At 73.3% G+C, this 13,931-nt stretch carries 13 protein-coding genes; 1 reads left to right on the top strand and 12 read right to left on the bottom strand.

Translation table 11 applies throughout. The features are described 5' to 3' along the window. Window positions 1-18 precede the first annotated feature (18 nt). The 8 genes from CG747_RS14835 to infC all read right to left on the bottom strand — a co-directional run bounded on the left by CG747_RS14835 (window position 19) and on the right by infC (window position 9,044). A complete protein-coding gene (locus tag CG747_RS14835) occupies window positions 19-1,356 on the bottom strand; it encodes a transcriptional regulator (RefSeq protein WP_100602200.1) in 1,338 nt (445 codons plus the stop codon). A 168-nt stretch (window positions 1,357-1,524) separates the two neighbouring features. Further along, window positions 1,525-4,050 (bottom strand): phenylalanine--tRNA ligase subunit beta, encoded by a 2,526-nt coding sequence (gene pheT / locus CG747_RS14830; RefSeq protein WP_100602199.1) that lies wholly within the window; start codon window positions 4,048-4,050, stop codon window positions 1,525-1,527. Next, complete coding sequence (gene pheS, locus CG747_RS14825; protein WP_100602198.1) at window positions 4,050-5,174, bottom strand: phenylalanine--tRNA ligase subunit alpha; 1,125 nt, start codon at window positions 5,172-5,174, stop codon at window positions 4,050-4,052. The genes pheT and pheS overlap by 1 nt, the downstream gene beginning before the upstream one ends. Window positions 5,175-5,339: 165 nt before the next feature. Next, the gene (locus CG747_RS14820; RefSeq protein WP_100602197.1) at window positions 5,340-6,455 is read right to left on the bottom strand and encodes a sensor histidine kinase KdpD; all 1,116 of its coding nucleotides are present in this window, start codon (window positions 6,453-6,455) and stop codon (window positions 5,340-5,342) included. Window positions 6,456-6,529: 74 nt separating this feature from the next. Next, window positions 6,530-7,393 (bottom strand): RNA methyltransferase, encoded by an 864-nt coding sequence (locus tag CG747_RS14815; RefSeq protein ID WP_100602196.1) that lies wholly within the window; start codon window positions 7,391-7,393, stop codon window positions 6,530-6,532. Between the two features lie 143 nt (window positions 7,394-7,536). Beyond that, entirely contained in the window at window positions 7,537-7,923 is a 387-nt protein-coding gene (rplT, locus tag CG747_RS14810; RefSeq protein WP_100602195.1) for a 50S ribosomal protein L20, read from the bottom strand. A 107-nt stretch (window positions 7,924-8,030) separates the two neighbouring features. Beyond that, on the bottom strand, window positions 8,031-8,225 hold the full coding sequence (gene rpmI / locus CG747_RS14805) for a 50S ribosomal protein L35 (RefSeq protein ID WP_016576627.1): 195 nt from the start codon (window positions 8,223-8,225) through the stop codon (window positions 8,031-8,033). A gap of 123 nt (window positions 8,226-8,348) precedes the next feature. Continuing rightward, window positions 8,349-9,044: a translation initiation factor IF-3 gene (infC, locus tag CG747_RS14800; RefSeq protein WP_100602194.1), complete on the bottom strand. Its 696-nt coding sequence runs from the start codon at window positions 9,042-9,044 to the stop codon at window positions 8,349-8,351. Between the two features lie 379 nt (window positions 9,045-9,423). Here infC and CG747_RS14790 point away from each other — a divergent pair, with 379 nt between their 5' ends. Beyond that, window positions 9,424-9,813 (top strand): DUF1844 domain-containing protein, encoded by a 390-nt coding sequence (locus CG747_RS14790; RefSeq protein WP_100602193.1) that lies wholly within the window; start codon window positions 9,424-9,426, stop codon window positions 9,811-9,813. Between the two features lie 82 nt (window positions 9,814-9,895). Here the strand turns inward: CG747_RS14790 and CG747_RS14785 are convergent, their stop codons facing one another. From CG747_RS14785 to CG747_RS14770, 4 genes are all read right to left on the bottom strand, one after another. Beyond that, window positions 9,896-10,663, bottom strand: coding sequence for an MIP family channel protein (locus CG747_RS14785; protein WP_100602192.1), 768 nt, complete (start codon window positions 10,661-10,663; stop codon window positions 9,896-9,898). Window positions 10,664-10,799: 136 nt separating this feature from the next. After that, window positions 10,800-11,531 (bottom strand): SseB family protein, encoded by a 732-nt coding sequence (locus tag CG747_RS14780; protein WP_100602191.1) that lies wholly within the window; start codon window positions 11,529-11,531, stop codon window positions 10,800-10,802. A gap of 246 nt (window positions 11,532-11,777) precedes the next feature. Further along, window positions 11,778-12,947 (bottom strand): type VII secretion-associated serine protease mycosin, encoded by a 1,170-nt coding sequence (mycP, locus tag CG747_RS14775; RefSeq protein ID WP_100602190.1) that lies wholly within the window; start codon window positions 12,945-12,947, stop codon window positions 11,778-11,780. Continuing rightward, the coding region (locus tag CG747_RS14770) for a hypothetical protein (protein WP_308303781.1) at window positions 12,944-13,931 on the bottom strand (988 nt) is incomplete at its 5' end. The genes mycP and CG747_RS14770, both read right to left, overlap by 4 nt.

Genomic DNA, 13,931 nt, shown 5'->3' with positions numbered 1-13,931 from the left:
AAGGTGACACGAGCCCGGTCACAGCGGAACGCGCAGCACCTCGTCGATGAGATCGGCAGCCTCGTCCGTCGCGGAGCTCCCGGTCTCCGCCAGATGCTCGCGCACCGCTCGCAGCCGGTCCCGCAGGCGTTGCGACTCCATGCCCCGGGCCTGCTCCGTCATCTCCGCGGCATTGGCCACGGCCCGGTCCGCGTCCCCTTGGCGCAGCTCGATATGGGTGAGCATGGCCAGCCGGTGCACCCGGCCGCGGTCATGTGCGGGGGTGTCCACGGCGGCGTCCGCCTGCTCCCGGGCGGCCCGCAGGTCCCCGAGGCTGAGCAGCGCCTCCGCCACTTGTACGTTCACCAGGCCCGGCTGCACGTAGCCCGTCTCGGCGGGCTCCATCCCGGGGCGGATCCGCTCCGCCGCCGCCTCGGCCCGCCGGATGCAGTCCAGCGCGCCGGCGCCGTCGCCCAGTCGCGCGTACGCCTTGGCCTGCATGGCGTGGAGGTCGGCGGAGAGCGCCGGGGTGAGCTGTCCGCCCGCGGTGCGCAGCGCCGCCTCCGCGAAGGCGACCGCCTGGCGGTATTCCCGTACGAAGAGGGACTGGTTGACCAGCAGCGCGATCACATACGCGCCGAGTCCGCGGTCCCCGCTGGCCTTTGCCAGCCGCAGCGCCTGATGGAAGTAGCGCTGGGCCAGCCCGAGAGAGTCCGAGTCGTACGCGCAGATGCCCGCGACGGCCACCAGTCCACCGGTCGCCCGGTGCAGCTGACGCCCCGTCGCATCGCTGTAGCTGCCCCGCAGCAGCGGCGCCGCCTCGGTGTTGAGGAATCCGACGATGCGCGCTCTGGTAGCGATACCACCCGCCTTCCGGTACATCTGCTCGTAGTGGGTCCGCGCGGCCCGCAGCATCTCGATGTCGGCCATCCCGACCCGGGTCACCCCGTCGCGCGAGACGTCGAAGTCCTCCGGCGGGTTCTCCCACTCCCATACGGGGATGATCGCGGACGTCCCGGTGAGCGCGGGCGCCGCGACCACGTGCGGCCGCTGCTGCTCGTCGGACCGCCACAGCGCGGTGGCCCGCTCGACGAACCCCGACAGCGGGGTGCCCGGAGCCTGCGGCGTGCCGGGCCCGCTGAGCCCGATGTCGGCCAGGCCCACCGGCCGGCGCAGCCGTTCGCCGAGGATCTCGCAGATCAGGTCCGGGACCTGCCCGCGCGGCCGCTGCCCCTTGAGCCACCGCGCCACCGCGGTGTGCTCGTAGCGGAGCGCGAGCCCGCGCCGCCGCCCGAGGTGGTTGATCCGTGCCGCGAGCCCGGCGTGCGAGACACCGGCCTCGTCCAGGATCGCGTCGAGCAGCGTGTTGGGTTCCATGCCTCGCCCCCCAGGGACGTACGGACTCCGTAAGTCCAGCGTAATCAGGGGGAGTTCACACGGGGTGCGAACCGGATGCGGTGAACGGCCGCCGATCCGCGGGAAACGCGACGGGCCCCCGCCCACCACCGTGGACAGGGGCCCGCATCCGGCACGAGGCCGGCGGCGTCAGCCGCGCAGGGCCGCGCCGACCCGCTCGACCGCGACGGCGACCGCCGCGTCCCGGGCCGCGGTGGCCTCGTCGGCCGTCAGCGTCCGGTCGTCCGCCCGGAACCGCAGCGCGTAGGCCAGCGACTTCTTGCCGGCGCCCACCTGCTCACCGGTGAAGACGTCGAACAGCCGCACCGACTCCAGCAGTTCGCCGGCGCCGTCCCGGAGGGCGGTCTCGACGTCCGCCGCGGCCACCGAGGCGTCGACGATCAGCGCGACGTCCTGCGTGGCGACCGGGAACGTGGAGATCCGCGGCGCCTTCAGCGCACCGGACGCGGCCCGCTCCAGCCGGTCCAGGTCGATCTCCATCGCGCTGGTGCGCTCCGGCAGACCCAGGGTCTTGACGACCCGCGGGTGCAGCTCACCGGCGTTGCCGACGAGCACCTCCTCGCCGTCGACCAGGGCGAGCAGCGCCGCGCACCGGCCGGGGTGCCACGGGGCGTGCTGGTCCTGGCGGACGATCAGCTCGACGCCCGCCTCACGGGCGACGGTCCGGCCCGCCTCGACGGCGTCGGCCCATCCGGCCGGGTAACCGGCAGCCCACCAGCCGGCCTGCTCGCGGGCGCCGGCCAGGACCACCGCGGCCCGGCGCGGCTGCTGCGGCAGCGAGGCGTCCAGCGAGGCGATCTCGTCGTCGGTCGGCCGGCGGTCCACCACCAGGCGGCGGGCCGGCTGCTCCTGCCCGGTCGCCCGGAAGACCGGACCGGTCTCGAAGAGCGCCAGGTCGTGGTTGCCCCGCCCGTAGTTGCGGCGCAGCGAGGCCAGCAGCCCGGGGATCAGGGTCGTGCGGAGGTCCGGCTCCTCGTCCGACAGCGGGTTCACCAGGGTGACCGCGTCCCGCCGCGGGTCGTCCGGCTCGATGCCGAGCTGGTCGAGGACGGCGGAGCCGGTGAACGGGTAGTTCAGCGCCTCGACGTACCCGGCGCCGGCCAGCGCGCGGCCGACCCGGCGGTGCAGCCGCTGACGCTCCGTCAGACCACGGCCGGCAGGCGGCAGCGGCAGCGTGGAGGGCAGGTTCTCGTAGCCCTCCAGCCGGATGACCTCCTCGGCCAGGTCGTTCGGTTCGCTGAGGTCCGGGCGCCAGGACGGCACCGTGACCACCAGCTCGTCCTGCCCGTAGACGTCGCAGCCCACCTGCTGGAGGCGGCGGACGACGGACTCCCGCCCGTAGGCCACACCGGCGACCTTGTCCGGGTGGTTCGCCGGGATGGCGATCGTCCGCGGCCCGCGCGGCGAGACCACCTCCGTGACGCCCTCCTCGGCGGTGCCACCGGCGAGCAGCACCAGCAGGTCCACGGTGCGCTGCGCCGCCGCGGACGCCGCCTCCGGGTCCACCCCGCGCTCGAAGCGCTTGGCGGCCTCCGACGACAGCTTGTGGCGGCGGGCGGTCCGGGCGATGGAGATCGCGTCGAAGTGTGCGGCCTCGACCACCACGTCGGTGGTGCCGTGCAGCCGCCCGGTCTCCGGGTCGACGACCGGCGCGGCGATCTCGGTGTTGGCGCCGCCCATCACACCGGCCAGCCCGATGGGGCCGCGGTTGTCGGTGATGACCAGGTCCTCGCCGGTCAGCACCCGCTTGGTGCCGTCCAGGGTGACCAGTTCCTCGCCCGGGGTGGCACGGCGCACACCGATCGGACCGTCGACGGTCGTCCGGTCGTAGGCGTGCAGCGGCTGGCCCAGCTCCAGCATCACGTAGTTGGTGATGTCCACGGCGAGCGAGATCGGCCGCATCCCGGCCTTCTGCAGCCGGCGCTGCATCCAGATCGGGGTACGGGCCTCCGGCTCCAGGCCGGTCACCGTGCGCGCGGTGAAGCGGTCGCAGCCGATGGGGTCGCCGATCTGGACCGGGTAGCCGCCGGCGTTCGGCGGCGCCACGTCCAGCAGCGCCGGGTCGCGCAGCGGCAGCCCGAAGGCGATGGCCGCCTCGCGGGCCACCCCGCGCAGCGACAGGCAGTAGCCGCGGTCCGGGGTGACGGCGATGTCCAGCACCTCGTCGACGAGCTCCAGCAGCTCGATCGCGTCGGTGCCCACCTCGGTCCCGGGCGGCAGCACGATGATGCCGCCGCTGCCGTCGTCGCCCATGCCCAGCTCGTCGCCGGAGCAGATCATGCCGTGCGACTTCCTGCCGTACGTCTTGCGCGCGGCGATCTTGAAGTCACCGGGCAGCACGGCGCCGGGGAGGACGACCACGACCTTGTCGCCGACCGCGAAGTTCCGCGCACCGCAGACGATCTCCTGCGGCTCACCGGTCCCGTTGGCCGGGCCGACGTCCACCGTGCAGAAGCGGATCGGCTTCTTGAAGCCCTCCAGCTCCTCGATGGTCAGCACCTGGCCGACCACGAGCGGGCCCTTGAGGCCGTCGCCCAGCCGCTCGACGGTCTCGACCTCCAGGCCGACCCCGATGAGCTTCTCCTGTAGGTCGCGCCCGGTCGTCGTCGCCGGCAGGTCGACGTACTCCCGCAGCCAAGAAAGCGGGACCCGCATCAGATCTCCATCCCGAACGGCCGGGTGAACCGGACGTCGCCCTCGAACATGTCGCGCATGTCTTCCACGTTGTGCCGGAACATCAGCATCCGGTCGATTCCGAACCCGAAGGCGAAGCCGCTGTACTTCTCGGGGTCGACGCCGCAGGCGACCAGCACCTTGGGGTTGACCATGCCGCAGCCGCCCAGCTCGATCCAGCCCTCGCTGGAGCAGGTACGGCAGGGACGGTCGGGGTTGCCCACGGAGGCGCCACGGCAGACGTAGCAGACCATGTCCATCTCGGCGGACGGCTCGGTGAACGGGAAGTAGTTCGGCCGCAGCCGGGTCTTCATGTCCGGACCGAACAGCGCCCGGACCATGTGGTCCAGGGTGCCCTTGAGGTCCGCCATGGTCAGGCCCTCGTCGACGGCGAGCAGCTCGATCTGGTGGAAGACCGGGGAGTGCGTGGCGTCCAGCTCGTCGGTGCGGTAGACCCGCCCCGGGCAGACGACGTACACCGGCGGCTCGCGGTCGACGAGCGTACGGGCCTGCACCGGCGAGGTGTGGGTCCGCAGCACGACGCCCGACTCATCACCCTGGGTGCCGTTGCCCTGCACGAAGAAGGTGTCCTGCATCTGGCGCGCCGGGTGGTCCGGCACGAAGTTCAGGGCGTCGAAGTTGAACCACTCGGCCTCGACCTCGGGGCCCTCGGCGACCTCGTAGCCCATGGCCACGAAGACGTCGGCGACCCGCTCCATGAAGGTGGTCAGCGGGTGGCGGGCGCCGGCCGGGACCCGGTCGTACGGCAGCGTGACGTCCACTGCCTCCTCGACCAGGACGCGGGTGTCGCGCTCCGCCTCCAGCTCTTCCTGGCGGGCCTTGAGCGCCTGGTTGACGCGGCCGCGGGCCTGGCCGACGCGCTTGCCGGCGTCCGCCTTGGCGTGCGGGGGGAGGGCGCCGATCTCACGGTTGGCGAGGGCGAGCGGCGAGGTGCCACCGGCGTGCGCGATCTTCGCCTGGGCGAGCGCGTCGAGGTCACCCGCGGCGGCGATGGCGGCCAGCGCCTCATCGACCCGTCGGGCGATCTCTTCCGGTTTCAGGGCTTCGACCTCGACAGGGTCGTACGACTTATTGGGTGCGGACATCTCTTCCCGTGCTTCCGGTGGTGTGGCTTGGCGCGGCTCGCTTCGCCTCGGCTCTGCGCCCGCGTGTCCGCGATGCCTGTGCGCCAAAGGTGCCAAAGGTCAAGTCTAAGGGGCGGGCCGCCGGCGGCCCGTCCGCCCCTGGGTGCGGGGCGCCCGCCGTGTCCCCTAGGCCAGGAAGGCCGGGGCCGCGACGGGCAGGCTAAATCGGAACTGGGCGCCGCCGGCCGGGGCCCGGCCGACCGTGATCGTGCCGCCGTGGGCCTCGACGATGCCCTTGACGATATAGAGGCCCAGCCCGGTGCCACCGCGCTTGCTGCCCCGCCAGAAACGGGTGAACACGCGGCTCATCGACTCCTCGGGGATACCGGGGCCCTCGTCGCTCACGGTGACGCTCGTCCCCTCTCCGCCACTGGCGTCCTTCACCGGTCCGACCTCGATGGTGACCGTTCCCTCGCCGTGGCGCACCGCGTTTTCCAGGAGGTTGCCCAGCACCTGGTCCACCTTGTCCGGGTCTGCCCACAGATCGGGCAGCGGATCCCGCATCCGGATCAGGAAGCGGTCCGGCCGCTGGCCCGCGGTGGCCTGCGCCTGTACGTGCCGCCGGACCGCCGCGATCATGTCGACCCGCTGCCGGCGGACCTCCAGCCGCCCGGAGTCGATCCGGGAGATGTCCAGCAGCTCGGCGATCAGCCGGGTGACGCGGTTGGCGTCGGCGTCCACCGTCTCCAGCATCAGCCGCTTCTGGTCGTCGGTGAAGCGTTCCCACTTCTGGAGGAGGGTGGCGGTGAAGCCCTTGACGGAGGTGAGCGGCGAGCGCAGCTCGTGGGCGACGGTGGCGATCAGCTCGGCGTGGCTCAGCTCGGTGCGCCGCCGGGCCTCGGTGCCCCGCAGCCCGATCACCAGCCGCCGCACCGGGCCGGTGGGCCGGGTGCGGACATAGCGGGCGGAGACCAGCACCTCGCGGCCCCCCAGCAGGAGGTTCCGCTCCGGCTGGCCCCGGCGGATGGCGAGTCCCCCGTACGGGTCGGTCAGCTGCCACCAGCGACGGCCTTCGAGGTCCTGCAACGGCAGGGCGTCCCCGACCGGGCGCCCCAGCGCGGCGGGCGGCTCGATACCGGTGATCCGGGCGGCGGCGGCGTTGAAACAGATCACCCGGCCGTGCTCGTCGGCCACGACCAGACCGTCGGGGAGGTCGTCGGGGGTCAGTCCGAGGTCCGCGCCGGACCCCTCGGGCGGGCAGCCGTCAACGACGGCAGCCCTGGCCGAAGTCCTCGCCGTCATCGCCGTGTTACCCCCTTCCGGGCCGGAGCTGGCAAGACTACTAGCTCGGCCCGGCCCGGCCGGCGGGATCGCGACTACGCCCCTCCGGCGGGTGACGTCCCGCGGCAACCTCCGGTGGTGCGCTGGGCGCGCGCAGAGGCGTACAGGCACACCGCGGCGGCGGTCGCGAGGTTGAGGCTCTCGGCCCTGCCGTGAATGGGCACCCGCACGACGGCGTCGGCCAGCGCCCGGGTCTCCTCGGGCAGTCCCCACGCCTCGTTGCCGAAGACCCAGGCGGTCGGCCCGCCCATGGCGCCGGCGTCCAGCTCCCCGTCCAGGTCGCGGTCGCCGGCCCCGTCGGCGGCCAGGATCCGCACCCCGACGCCCTGCAGCCCGGTCACCACCTGCTCCACCGGCACGCCCACCGCGACCGGCAGGTGGAACAGCGAACCCACCGACGCCCGCACCGACTTGGGGTTGTAGAGGTCAACGGAGGCGTCGGTCAGCACCACCGCGTCGGCGCCCGCGGCGTCCGCGCAGCGCAGCACCGTACCGGCGTTGCCGGGGTCACGGACGTTGGCCAGCACCGCGACCAGCTGCGGGCGCGCGGCCAGGATCTCCTCGAACGGCGAGTCCAGGAACCGGCAGACGCCCACCAGCCCCTGCGGGGTGACGGTCTGGGAGACGTCCGCGACGGTCTTGTCGTCGGCGAAGTGCACCGGCACGCCCGCCGCCCGGGCCGCCTCGACGATCTCGGTGTGCCGCTCGGCGGCCTCGACGGTGGCGAACAGCTCGATGAGCGTGGGCGCTCCCCCGGCGCGGTGCGCGACGGCCTCCCGGACGGCCTGCGGCCCCTCGGCGATGAACCGGCGTTCCTTGCCCCGGAAATGGCGCCGGGCCAGCCGCCGGGCGGCGGCGACTCGCGGGGAACGCGGGGAGATCAGCTCGGGGGTGCCCATGGGCGGCGGCTCGCTTCTTTCGTTCGGTGCGGGAACCCGGTGCGGACACAGGGCGGCCGGAAACGCGGCGGACCCGCAGGCCGGGGCCCGCGGGTCCGCAATCACAACGCCGTCACGACGTCACAACGCTGTCAGGCTGGGATTCAGGCAGCAGCCTTCGGGGCGTTGACGTCGCTCGGCAGCGCCTTCTGCGCAACCTCGACCAGCGCGGCGAACGCACCGGCGTCGGTGACCGCGAGGTCGGCGAGGATCTTGCGGTCCACCTCGACGTTGGCGGCCTTCAGACCCTGGATGAAGCGGTTGTAGGTCATGCCGTTGGCGCGGGCAGCGGCGTTGATGCGCTGGATCCACAGCTGACGGAAGTCGCCCTTGCGCTTCTTGCGGTCGTTGTAGTTGTAGACGAAGGAGTGGGTCACCTGCTCCTTGGCCTTGCGGTACAGGCGCGAGCGCTGGCCGCGGTAGCCGCTGGCCTGCTCCAGGATCGCCCGGCGCTTCTTGTGAGCGTTGACTGCCCGCTTGACGCGTGCCACTTGTTAACTCCTTGTAGCGGGGCCGTGGTTGTTCGTCACACGGCCCGAATCGACGTGGGGTCCCGGTCGGGACGGTGCGCCCCGCCTGTGCGGCGGAGCGCCCCGGCTCACTTGCCGAGAAGCTTCTTGATCTTCGCGGCGTCGCCCGGGGCCATCTCGGCGTTGCCGGTGAGGCGACGCGTCACGCGGGACGACTTGTGCTCGAGCAGGTGGCGCTTGCCGGCGCGCTCGCGCAGCACCTTGCCGGAGCCGGTGACCTTGAAGCGCTTGCTGGCACCGCTGTGCGTCTTGTTCTTCGGCATGCGCCGTTCTCTCCTCGTCAGTGGCGCCCCCACCGGCGAAGACCGGCATGCGGGAGCGTCAGATGTATCGGTTGTTCCGGGGCTGGTGCCCCGGCCTGAATCCGGGGCAGCCCACCCGAGAGCTCACGCCTCGGCGGGTTCCTCAGCGGGCTCCTCGGCGGATTCCGCGGGAGCCCCGCCCTGGCGCTCCGCCTTGCGGGCGGCCTGCGCCTCACGGGCCTCGGCCATCGCTTCGGTCTTCTTCTTGTGCGGACCGAGGACCATGATCATGTTCCGGCCGTCCTGCTTGGGGTTCGACTCGATGAAGCCGAGCTCCTGGACGTCCTCCGCAAGCCGCTGGAGCAGTCGGAAGCCCAGCTCGGGGCGAGACTGCTCACGGCCACGGAACATGATCGTGATCTTGACCTTGTCACCCTGCTTGAGGAACCGGACGACGTGACCCTTCTTGGTGTCATAGTCGTGCGGGTCGATCTTCGGCCGGAGCTTCATCTCCTTGATGACCGTGTGCGCCTGGTTCTTGCGCGCCTCACGGGCCTTCATAGCCGACTCGTACTTGAACTTTCCGTAGTCCATGAGCTTGCAGACCGGCGGACGGGCGTTCGCCGCCACCTCGACGAGGTCGAGGTCGTACTCCTGCGCAAGCTCCAGGGCCTTGGCAAGCGGCACAATGCCGACCTGCTCGCCACTGGGACCGACGAGTCGCACCTCGGGGACGCGAATCCGGTCGTTGATGCGGGGCTCGGCGCTGATGGATCCTCCTCGGTAGCACCACGCGACGGCCTGGCGGACTGCCGCGTAACGTCTGTTCGGTGTGACCAACCGCGCCGGTACATCAAAAAATGCCCCGACGGGACACAGGCGGGGCTCCACGTGGATCAGGAGCACCGCCGCGAAATCTCGCGGGGCGCAGCCGGACCGTTGACCCGCCAACCTGAGATCGGTCGGGTGGGAGATCGGAGCCTCCACTTGTGGGCCGGTCACTGAGGTGTCCGGCCGGTCGCAGCAACCAGAATACACGAGTCAAGGGGTGACCTCCCACTCTCGTGCTGACGCAGCGGGGCCTCCCGTCCGCGCTCCCCCGCTCTCCGGGGCCCCGGTGCCGCGTCACCCCGGCCCCGGAGGGCTCCCGGGCACGGGGCCGCCGGACGGGGTCATAGGCTGGGGGCGACCCCTCCAGCAGGAAGTGAAGCCCCAGCACATGAGCGAGCAGACCCCCCAGCAGCCGGCCGCGTCGGAGACCGCCGGCCCGGCGCAGCCCGACTTCGACACCATGACCCGGGACATCGCCGAGGTTCCGGCGGTGGAGGTGATCACCACGGTCGCGGTGCACCTGATGAGCTCGGCGGCGGTCAACCTCGGGCTCGCCGAGGACGGCGCGGACCACAAGGACCTGGACGAGGCCCGCAAGCTCATCCACGCGCTGGCCGGGCTGGTCACCGCCAGCGCCACCGAGATCGGCTCCTACCACGCGGCGCCGCTGCGGGACGGCCTGAAGTCGCTCCAGCTCGCCTTCCGCGAGGCGTCGGTGGTGCCCGACGAGCCGGGCCAGGGCCCCGGCGAGAAGTTCACCGGGCCGGTCTACGGCTGAGCCCGGCGGGCGGACCCGCGCGACGACGAGCCCCGGCCCCGTGCGGCCGGGGCTCGTCGTCGTATGCGCGCCGGGACGCGCCTCAGACGCGGTCGCCGGAGGCCGGTTCGTCCGGCGTGGTCGGCTCGCCGCGGGCGGTCCGGTCGGCGATCACGACCGGCTCCTGCGGCGGATGGGTGATCTGGTGCACCACCGCCGCCAGTGCGCCGCCGATCAGGGGCGCGAGGATGAACAGCCACACCTGGGTGATGGCCGCACCGCCCGCGAAGAGGGCCGGGCCGAGGCTCCGCGCCGGGTTCACCGAGGTGCCGTCCAGCGGGATGCCGATGAGGTGGACGGTGGCCAGGGCCAGGCCGATCGCCAGACCGCCGAAGCCCAGCACCGCGACCTTGTGCGTGACGCCGAGCACCACGAAGACGAACAGGAACGTCATCACGATCTCGGCCACGAACGCGCCGCCGAGGTTGATGTGCACCGCCGAGCGGTCGCCCCAGCCGTTCGTACCGAAGGCCGCGTGGGTCTGGAGTCCCGGTACCTGCTTGGCGACCAGGAAGAGCAGGGCGGCTCCGACGATGCCGCCGAGGACCTGCGCGATCCAGTACTCGACGGCCGTACGGACCGTGATGCGCTTGGCAAGGAGCATGCCGAGCGTCACCGCGGGGTTGATGTGGCAGCCCGAGATCGGGCCGAGGGCGTAGGCAAGCGCCAGCATGACGAAGCCGAAGGCCAGGGCGATGCCGAAGGTACCGATGTATTCGCCGGCCAGCACTGCCGCGCCGACGGCGAAGAACACCAGGAGCAGCGTGCCGAGGAATTCGGATACGACCGTGCGGGTCTCCGTGGTCTCCATGGGCTCTCCTCGCGTGGATCTTGAGCTCTCCTCGCATTGTGCGGCCCGGAGGACGAAGCCGCCCGTTGGGCGCGGGCGCCGCCCGGCCCCGGGAGAGCCCCGCGAAGGCCGTCCCCGCGGCCCGGATCCCGGCGGATCAGCGCTGGTAGAGGAGTTCCCCGGAGGCTTCGGCGCCGGGCGGGAGGAGGGCCAGGTCGAGGCCCCGGACCAGTCGGGCGCGGAGGGTCTCGTCGGTGGCCAGCGCCTGCGCCAGCCGCTGGGCGGCCTCGGCGGGGACAGCGTCGGCGGCGAGGCCCAGGGCGAGGGTGCCGTCGGTCTCGGCGGACCGCACCAGCCGGGCGAGGACGACCGCGGGCTCGGCGGCGAGGAGGGCCCGCAGCGCCTCGGTGACGGCCGGGTCGGCGAGCGGGTCGGCGGTGGTGCGGCCCTCCGCCAGTGCCCGCAGGGCGGAGCCGGTGAGCTGGTAGGTGACCGGTCCGGCCAGGTCGATGACGACGGTGTCGGCCTGTTCGTGCGCGGCGGCCAGCAGGGCCTGCCGGAGCGGCACGGCGACCGGGCGGGCGTCCGGGCGCCAGCGCTGGAGGGTCTCCATGGAGGTGAAGGCGGGGAGCGCGCGGCGGCCGTCGGGAGCGGTGAGGGTGGGCACCGCCATGTCGCTGGTCTTCTCCCGACGCAGCCCGTCGGGGCCGGTCTCGACCTCGCCGAGGACCGCCACGACCGGGACCAGGAGGCGGGCGTCGGCCAGAGCGGCCAGCAGGGCGGGTTCGGTGCCGGGGTCCGCCGCGTAGGCCGCGAGCGCCGCGGTGAGCGCGGGGGCGGCCGAGCCGTCGTCGTCGGCGAAGCCGGGATTGGGGATGTTCTTCTGCACCCCGCGAGACTATCCACGCCCGGTACCCCGGACCGCGCCCGCCCCCGTGCCTCTCCCCTCACCCGTCACAACGGGAGGGGACGGGTCTGTGGGGTGGAGGTGGGCCGGGCGTGAAGCGCAGCAGTCCGGCCCACCCCCACCCCACAGACCCGGCACCGCGGCCGAACAGCCCCGCGCAGCGGACCGGCCCCGCGCCGCAGGCGCAAAACGCGAACCCCGCGGCGGGACGGCCGACAACGTGGGAGGTCAACTCACCGCCGCGGACCTCCGCCAGATGACGAAGGCGCCCGTGGTGAGGGCCAGGCCGGTGGCGCCGAGGGTCCAGGGGAGCCAGTTGACGGGGGTGTCGTCGGCGGGGTCGGTGACGGGGCCGGGGCCGAAGTAGCGGTGGGGGTAGGCGACGGGGGCCGGCTTCTGGGGGGTGGGGGTGAGGTTCGCGGCGGCCTTGAGGGCGGCGGCGGGGTCCACGAGGCCGGCGCCGAAGTCGTCGTCGCGGCCGCCCTGGGGGCGGTGCTGGGCGGTGCTGGTGAGCAGGGTGCGGATCTGGGCGGGGCTGAGGTCGCGGTGGGCGGAGCGGATCAGGGCGATGGAACCGGAGACGAAGGCGGCGGCGGGGCTGGTGCCCAGGCCGGAGACGTAGCCGGTGCCGTGGTCGGCCATGAGGATGTCGTAGCCGGGGGCGGAGACCGTGGCGTACCAGTGGCTGGTGGAGAAGGAGGCGCGGGCGTCCAGGTGGGTGACGGCGGTGGCGGCGATGACGCCGGGATAGGCGGCGGGGTACGAGACGTGGTTGCCCTTCTGGCCGCCGTTGCCGGCCGAGGCGACCACGGGGATGCCCTTGCCGAGGGCGTACTGGATGGCGGCGTCCTCGCGGGGGTCGGGGTGGGCGGTCTCGCTGTCGTCGCCCAGGGACATGTTGATCACGTCGGCGCCGTGGTCGGCGGCCCAGCGGATGCCGTCGGCGAGGGCGCCGGGCTTCTCGTCGCGGGCCCGTCGGCGGTCGGGGTCGTGGTCCTCCAGGATCACCCGGATCGGCAGGATCCTGGCCTCGGGGGCGACGCCGAGGATGCCGTCGGAGCGGTCGGCGCCGTGGCCGTGGCCGGCGATGACGCTGGCCATGCCGGTGCCGTGCTGGGCCCAGGTGTCGTCGCCGGGGCGGGCACCGAAGCCGATCAGGTCCTTCTCGGGCAGCACCTGGCCCTTGAGGTCGGGGTGGTTCGCGTCCACACCGGTGTCGAGGACGGCGACGGTGATCCCGGCGCCCTTGGTGGTCTGCCAGGCGTCCTGGGCGTGGATGGCCTGAAGGCCCCATTGCTGGGCGCGGATGGCGTCCGCATGGGCGGGCAGCGAGGGCAGGACGGCCAGTGCGGCGGAGGTCAGCGCGACGGTCGCGGCCCGCAGAACGGACTTGATCACGGCGCTACCTCCGTGGGCTGCGCGGGGATGCCGGACGCCGTGCGGAAGGTCGCGGTGACCTTGTCCGCCAGGCCCTTGGCGTCGTTGCCGAGTCCGGATTCGGCGGGGGTGGTGGTGACGCCGGGCTGGACCGCGGCGTCGGCGGGCTGCGGGTCGGTGACCTCGCGGCCGTCGGCGAACCCGGAGACGGCGTAGACCACGACCGGGATGTCGGTGAGTATCCGCACGGTCCAGCTGGCGCGCTGGTCGGGGCCGAAGCCCTCGGCCAGGGTGCCCTTGGCCGCCAGCGGCAGCGGCATCAGGGTCTTGCGGTTGGCCAGGTCCTTGGTGCTGAAGCGGGCGTTGAGGTCCATCATCCCGGAGCGGTCGGCCTTGGTGGTCTGGGCGCCGACGGTGATGACGCCGGTGCGGGTGGCGTCGACGTAGGTGGCGCGCAGCAGGCGGGCGCAGCCGGCCGGGGCGAGTTCCTTGGCGAGCGGGCCCTCGTAGGTGGGGGTGCAGTCGCTGTCGGGGGCTACGGCGATGCGGATCCAGGTGCGGTCGGCGCCGCCGGGTCCGGCGGCCAGTCCCTCGACGGTGCGCGGGAAGAGGGTGTCGACGGGGGTGTTGCGCCAGGCGTCCTGGCCCTTGGCGAAGGCGGCCTCGGGCGTCGGGGTGCCCTTGGCGGGGGCGTCGGTGAGCCAGCTGCCGGCCGCCGCGCCGGCCATGAGGCCGATGCCGAGGACCAGGCAGGCGGCCGCGGCGACGATCCGGGTGCTGGGCAGGCGGTCGGCCAGCGAGCGGCGCGGGGCGGGCTCGGCTCCCGTGGGGTGGGCGGGCGTCGCCGGCCAGGCCGGGGCGGGCGGGGGCTCGGGGGGGGGGGGCGGCGGGGGGCTCGCGGGGCGGTCGCCCTGCCCGTCCCACAGGGCCGCGCTGTTGGCCAGGTGGAAGGCCGCGGTGTCGCGGAACGACCGGGGGGCGCCGGCGGGCGGCGGCGGGGCGGCG

It is taken from the genome of Streptomyces sp. CB02959 (assembly GCF_002803155.1).
Taxonomy (GTDB): domain Bacteria; phylum Actinomycetota; class Actinomycetes; order Streptomycetales; family Streptomycetaceae; genus Streptomyces.
Note: the sequence above shows the minus strand (reverse complement) of the source record. Positions and strands in the feature narration are given on the sequence as shown.

Excerpts from the sequence above, each read along its gene's own strand:
- CG747_RS14835 (WP_100602200.1), bottom strand. The coding sequence starts at position 1,356 with ATGGAACCCAACACGCTGCTCGACGCGATCCTGGACGAGGCCGGTGTC.
- pheT (WP_100602199.1), bottom strand. The coding sequence starts at position 4,050 with ATGCGGGTCCCGCTTTCTTGGCTGCGGGAGTACGTCGACCTGCCGGCG.
- pheS (WP_100602198.1), bottom strand. The coding sequence starts at position 5,174 with ATGTCCGCACCCAATAAGTCGTACGACCCTGTCGAGGTCGAAGCCCTG.
- CG747_RS14820 (WP_100602197.1), bottom strand. The coding sequence starts at position 6,455 with ATGACGGCGAGGACTTCGGCCAGGGCTGCCGTCGTTGACGGCTGCCCG.
- CG747_RS14815 (WP_100602196.1), bottom strand. The coding sequence starts at position 7,393 with ATGGGCACCCCCGAGCTGATCTCCCCGCGTTCCCCGCGAGTCGCCGCC.
- rpmI (WP_016576627.1), bottom strand. The coding sequence starts at position 8,225 with ATGCCGAAGAACAAGACGCACAGCGGTGCCAGCAAGCGCTTCAAGGTC.
- CG747_RS14790 (WP_100602193.1), top strand. The coding sequence starts at position 9,424 with ATGAGCGAGCAGACCCCCCAGCAGCCGGCCGCGTCGGAGACCGCCGGC.
- CG747_RS14785 (WP_100602192.1), bottom strand. The coding sequence starts at position 10,663 with ATGGAGACCACGGAGACCCGCACGGTCGTATCCGAATTCCTCGGCACG.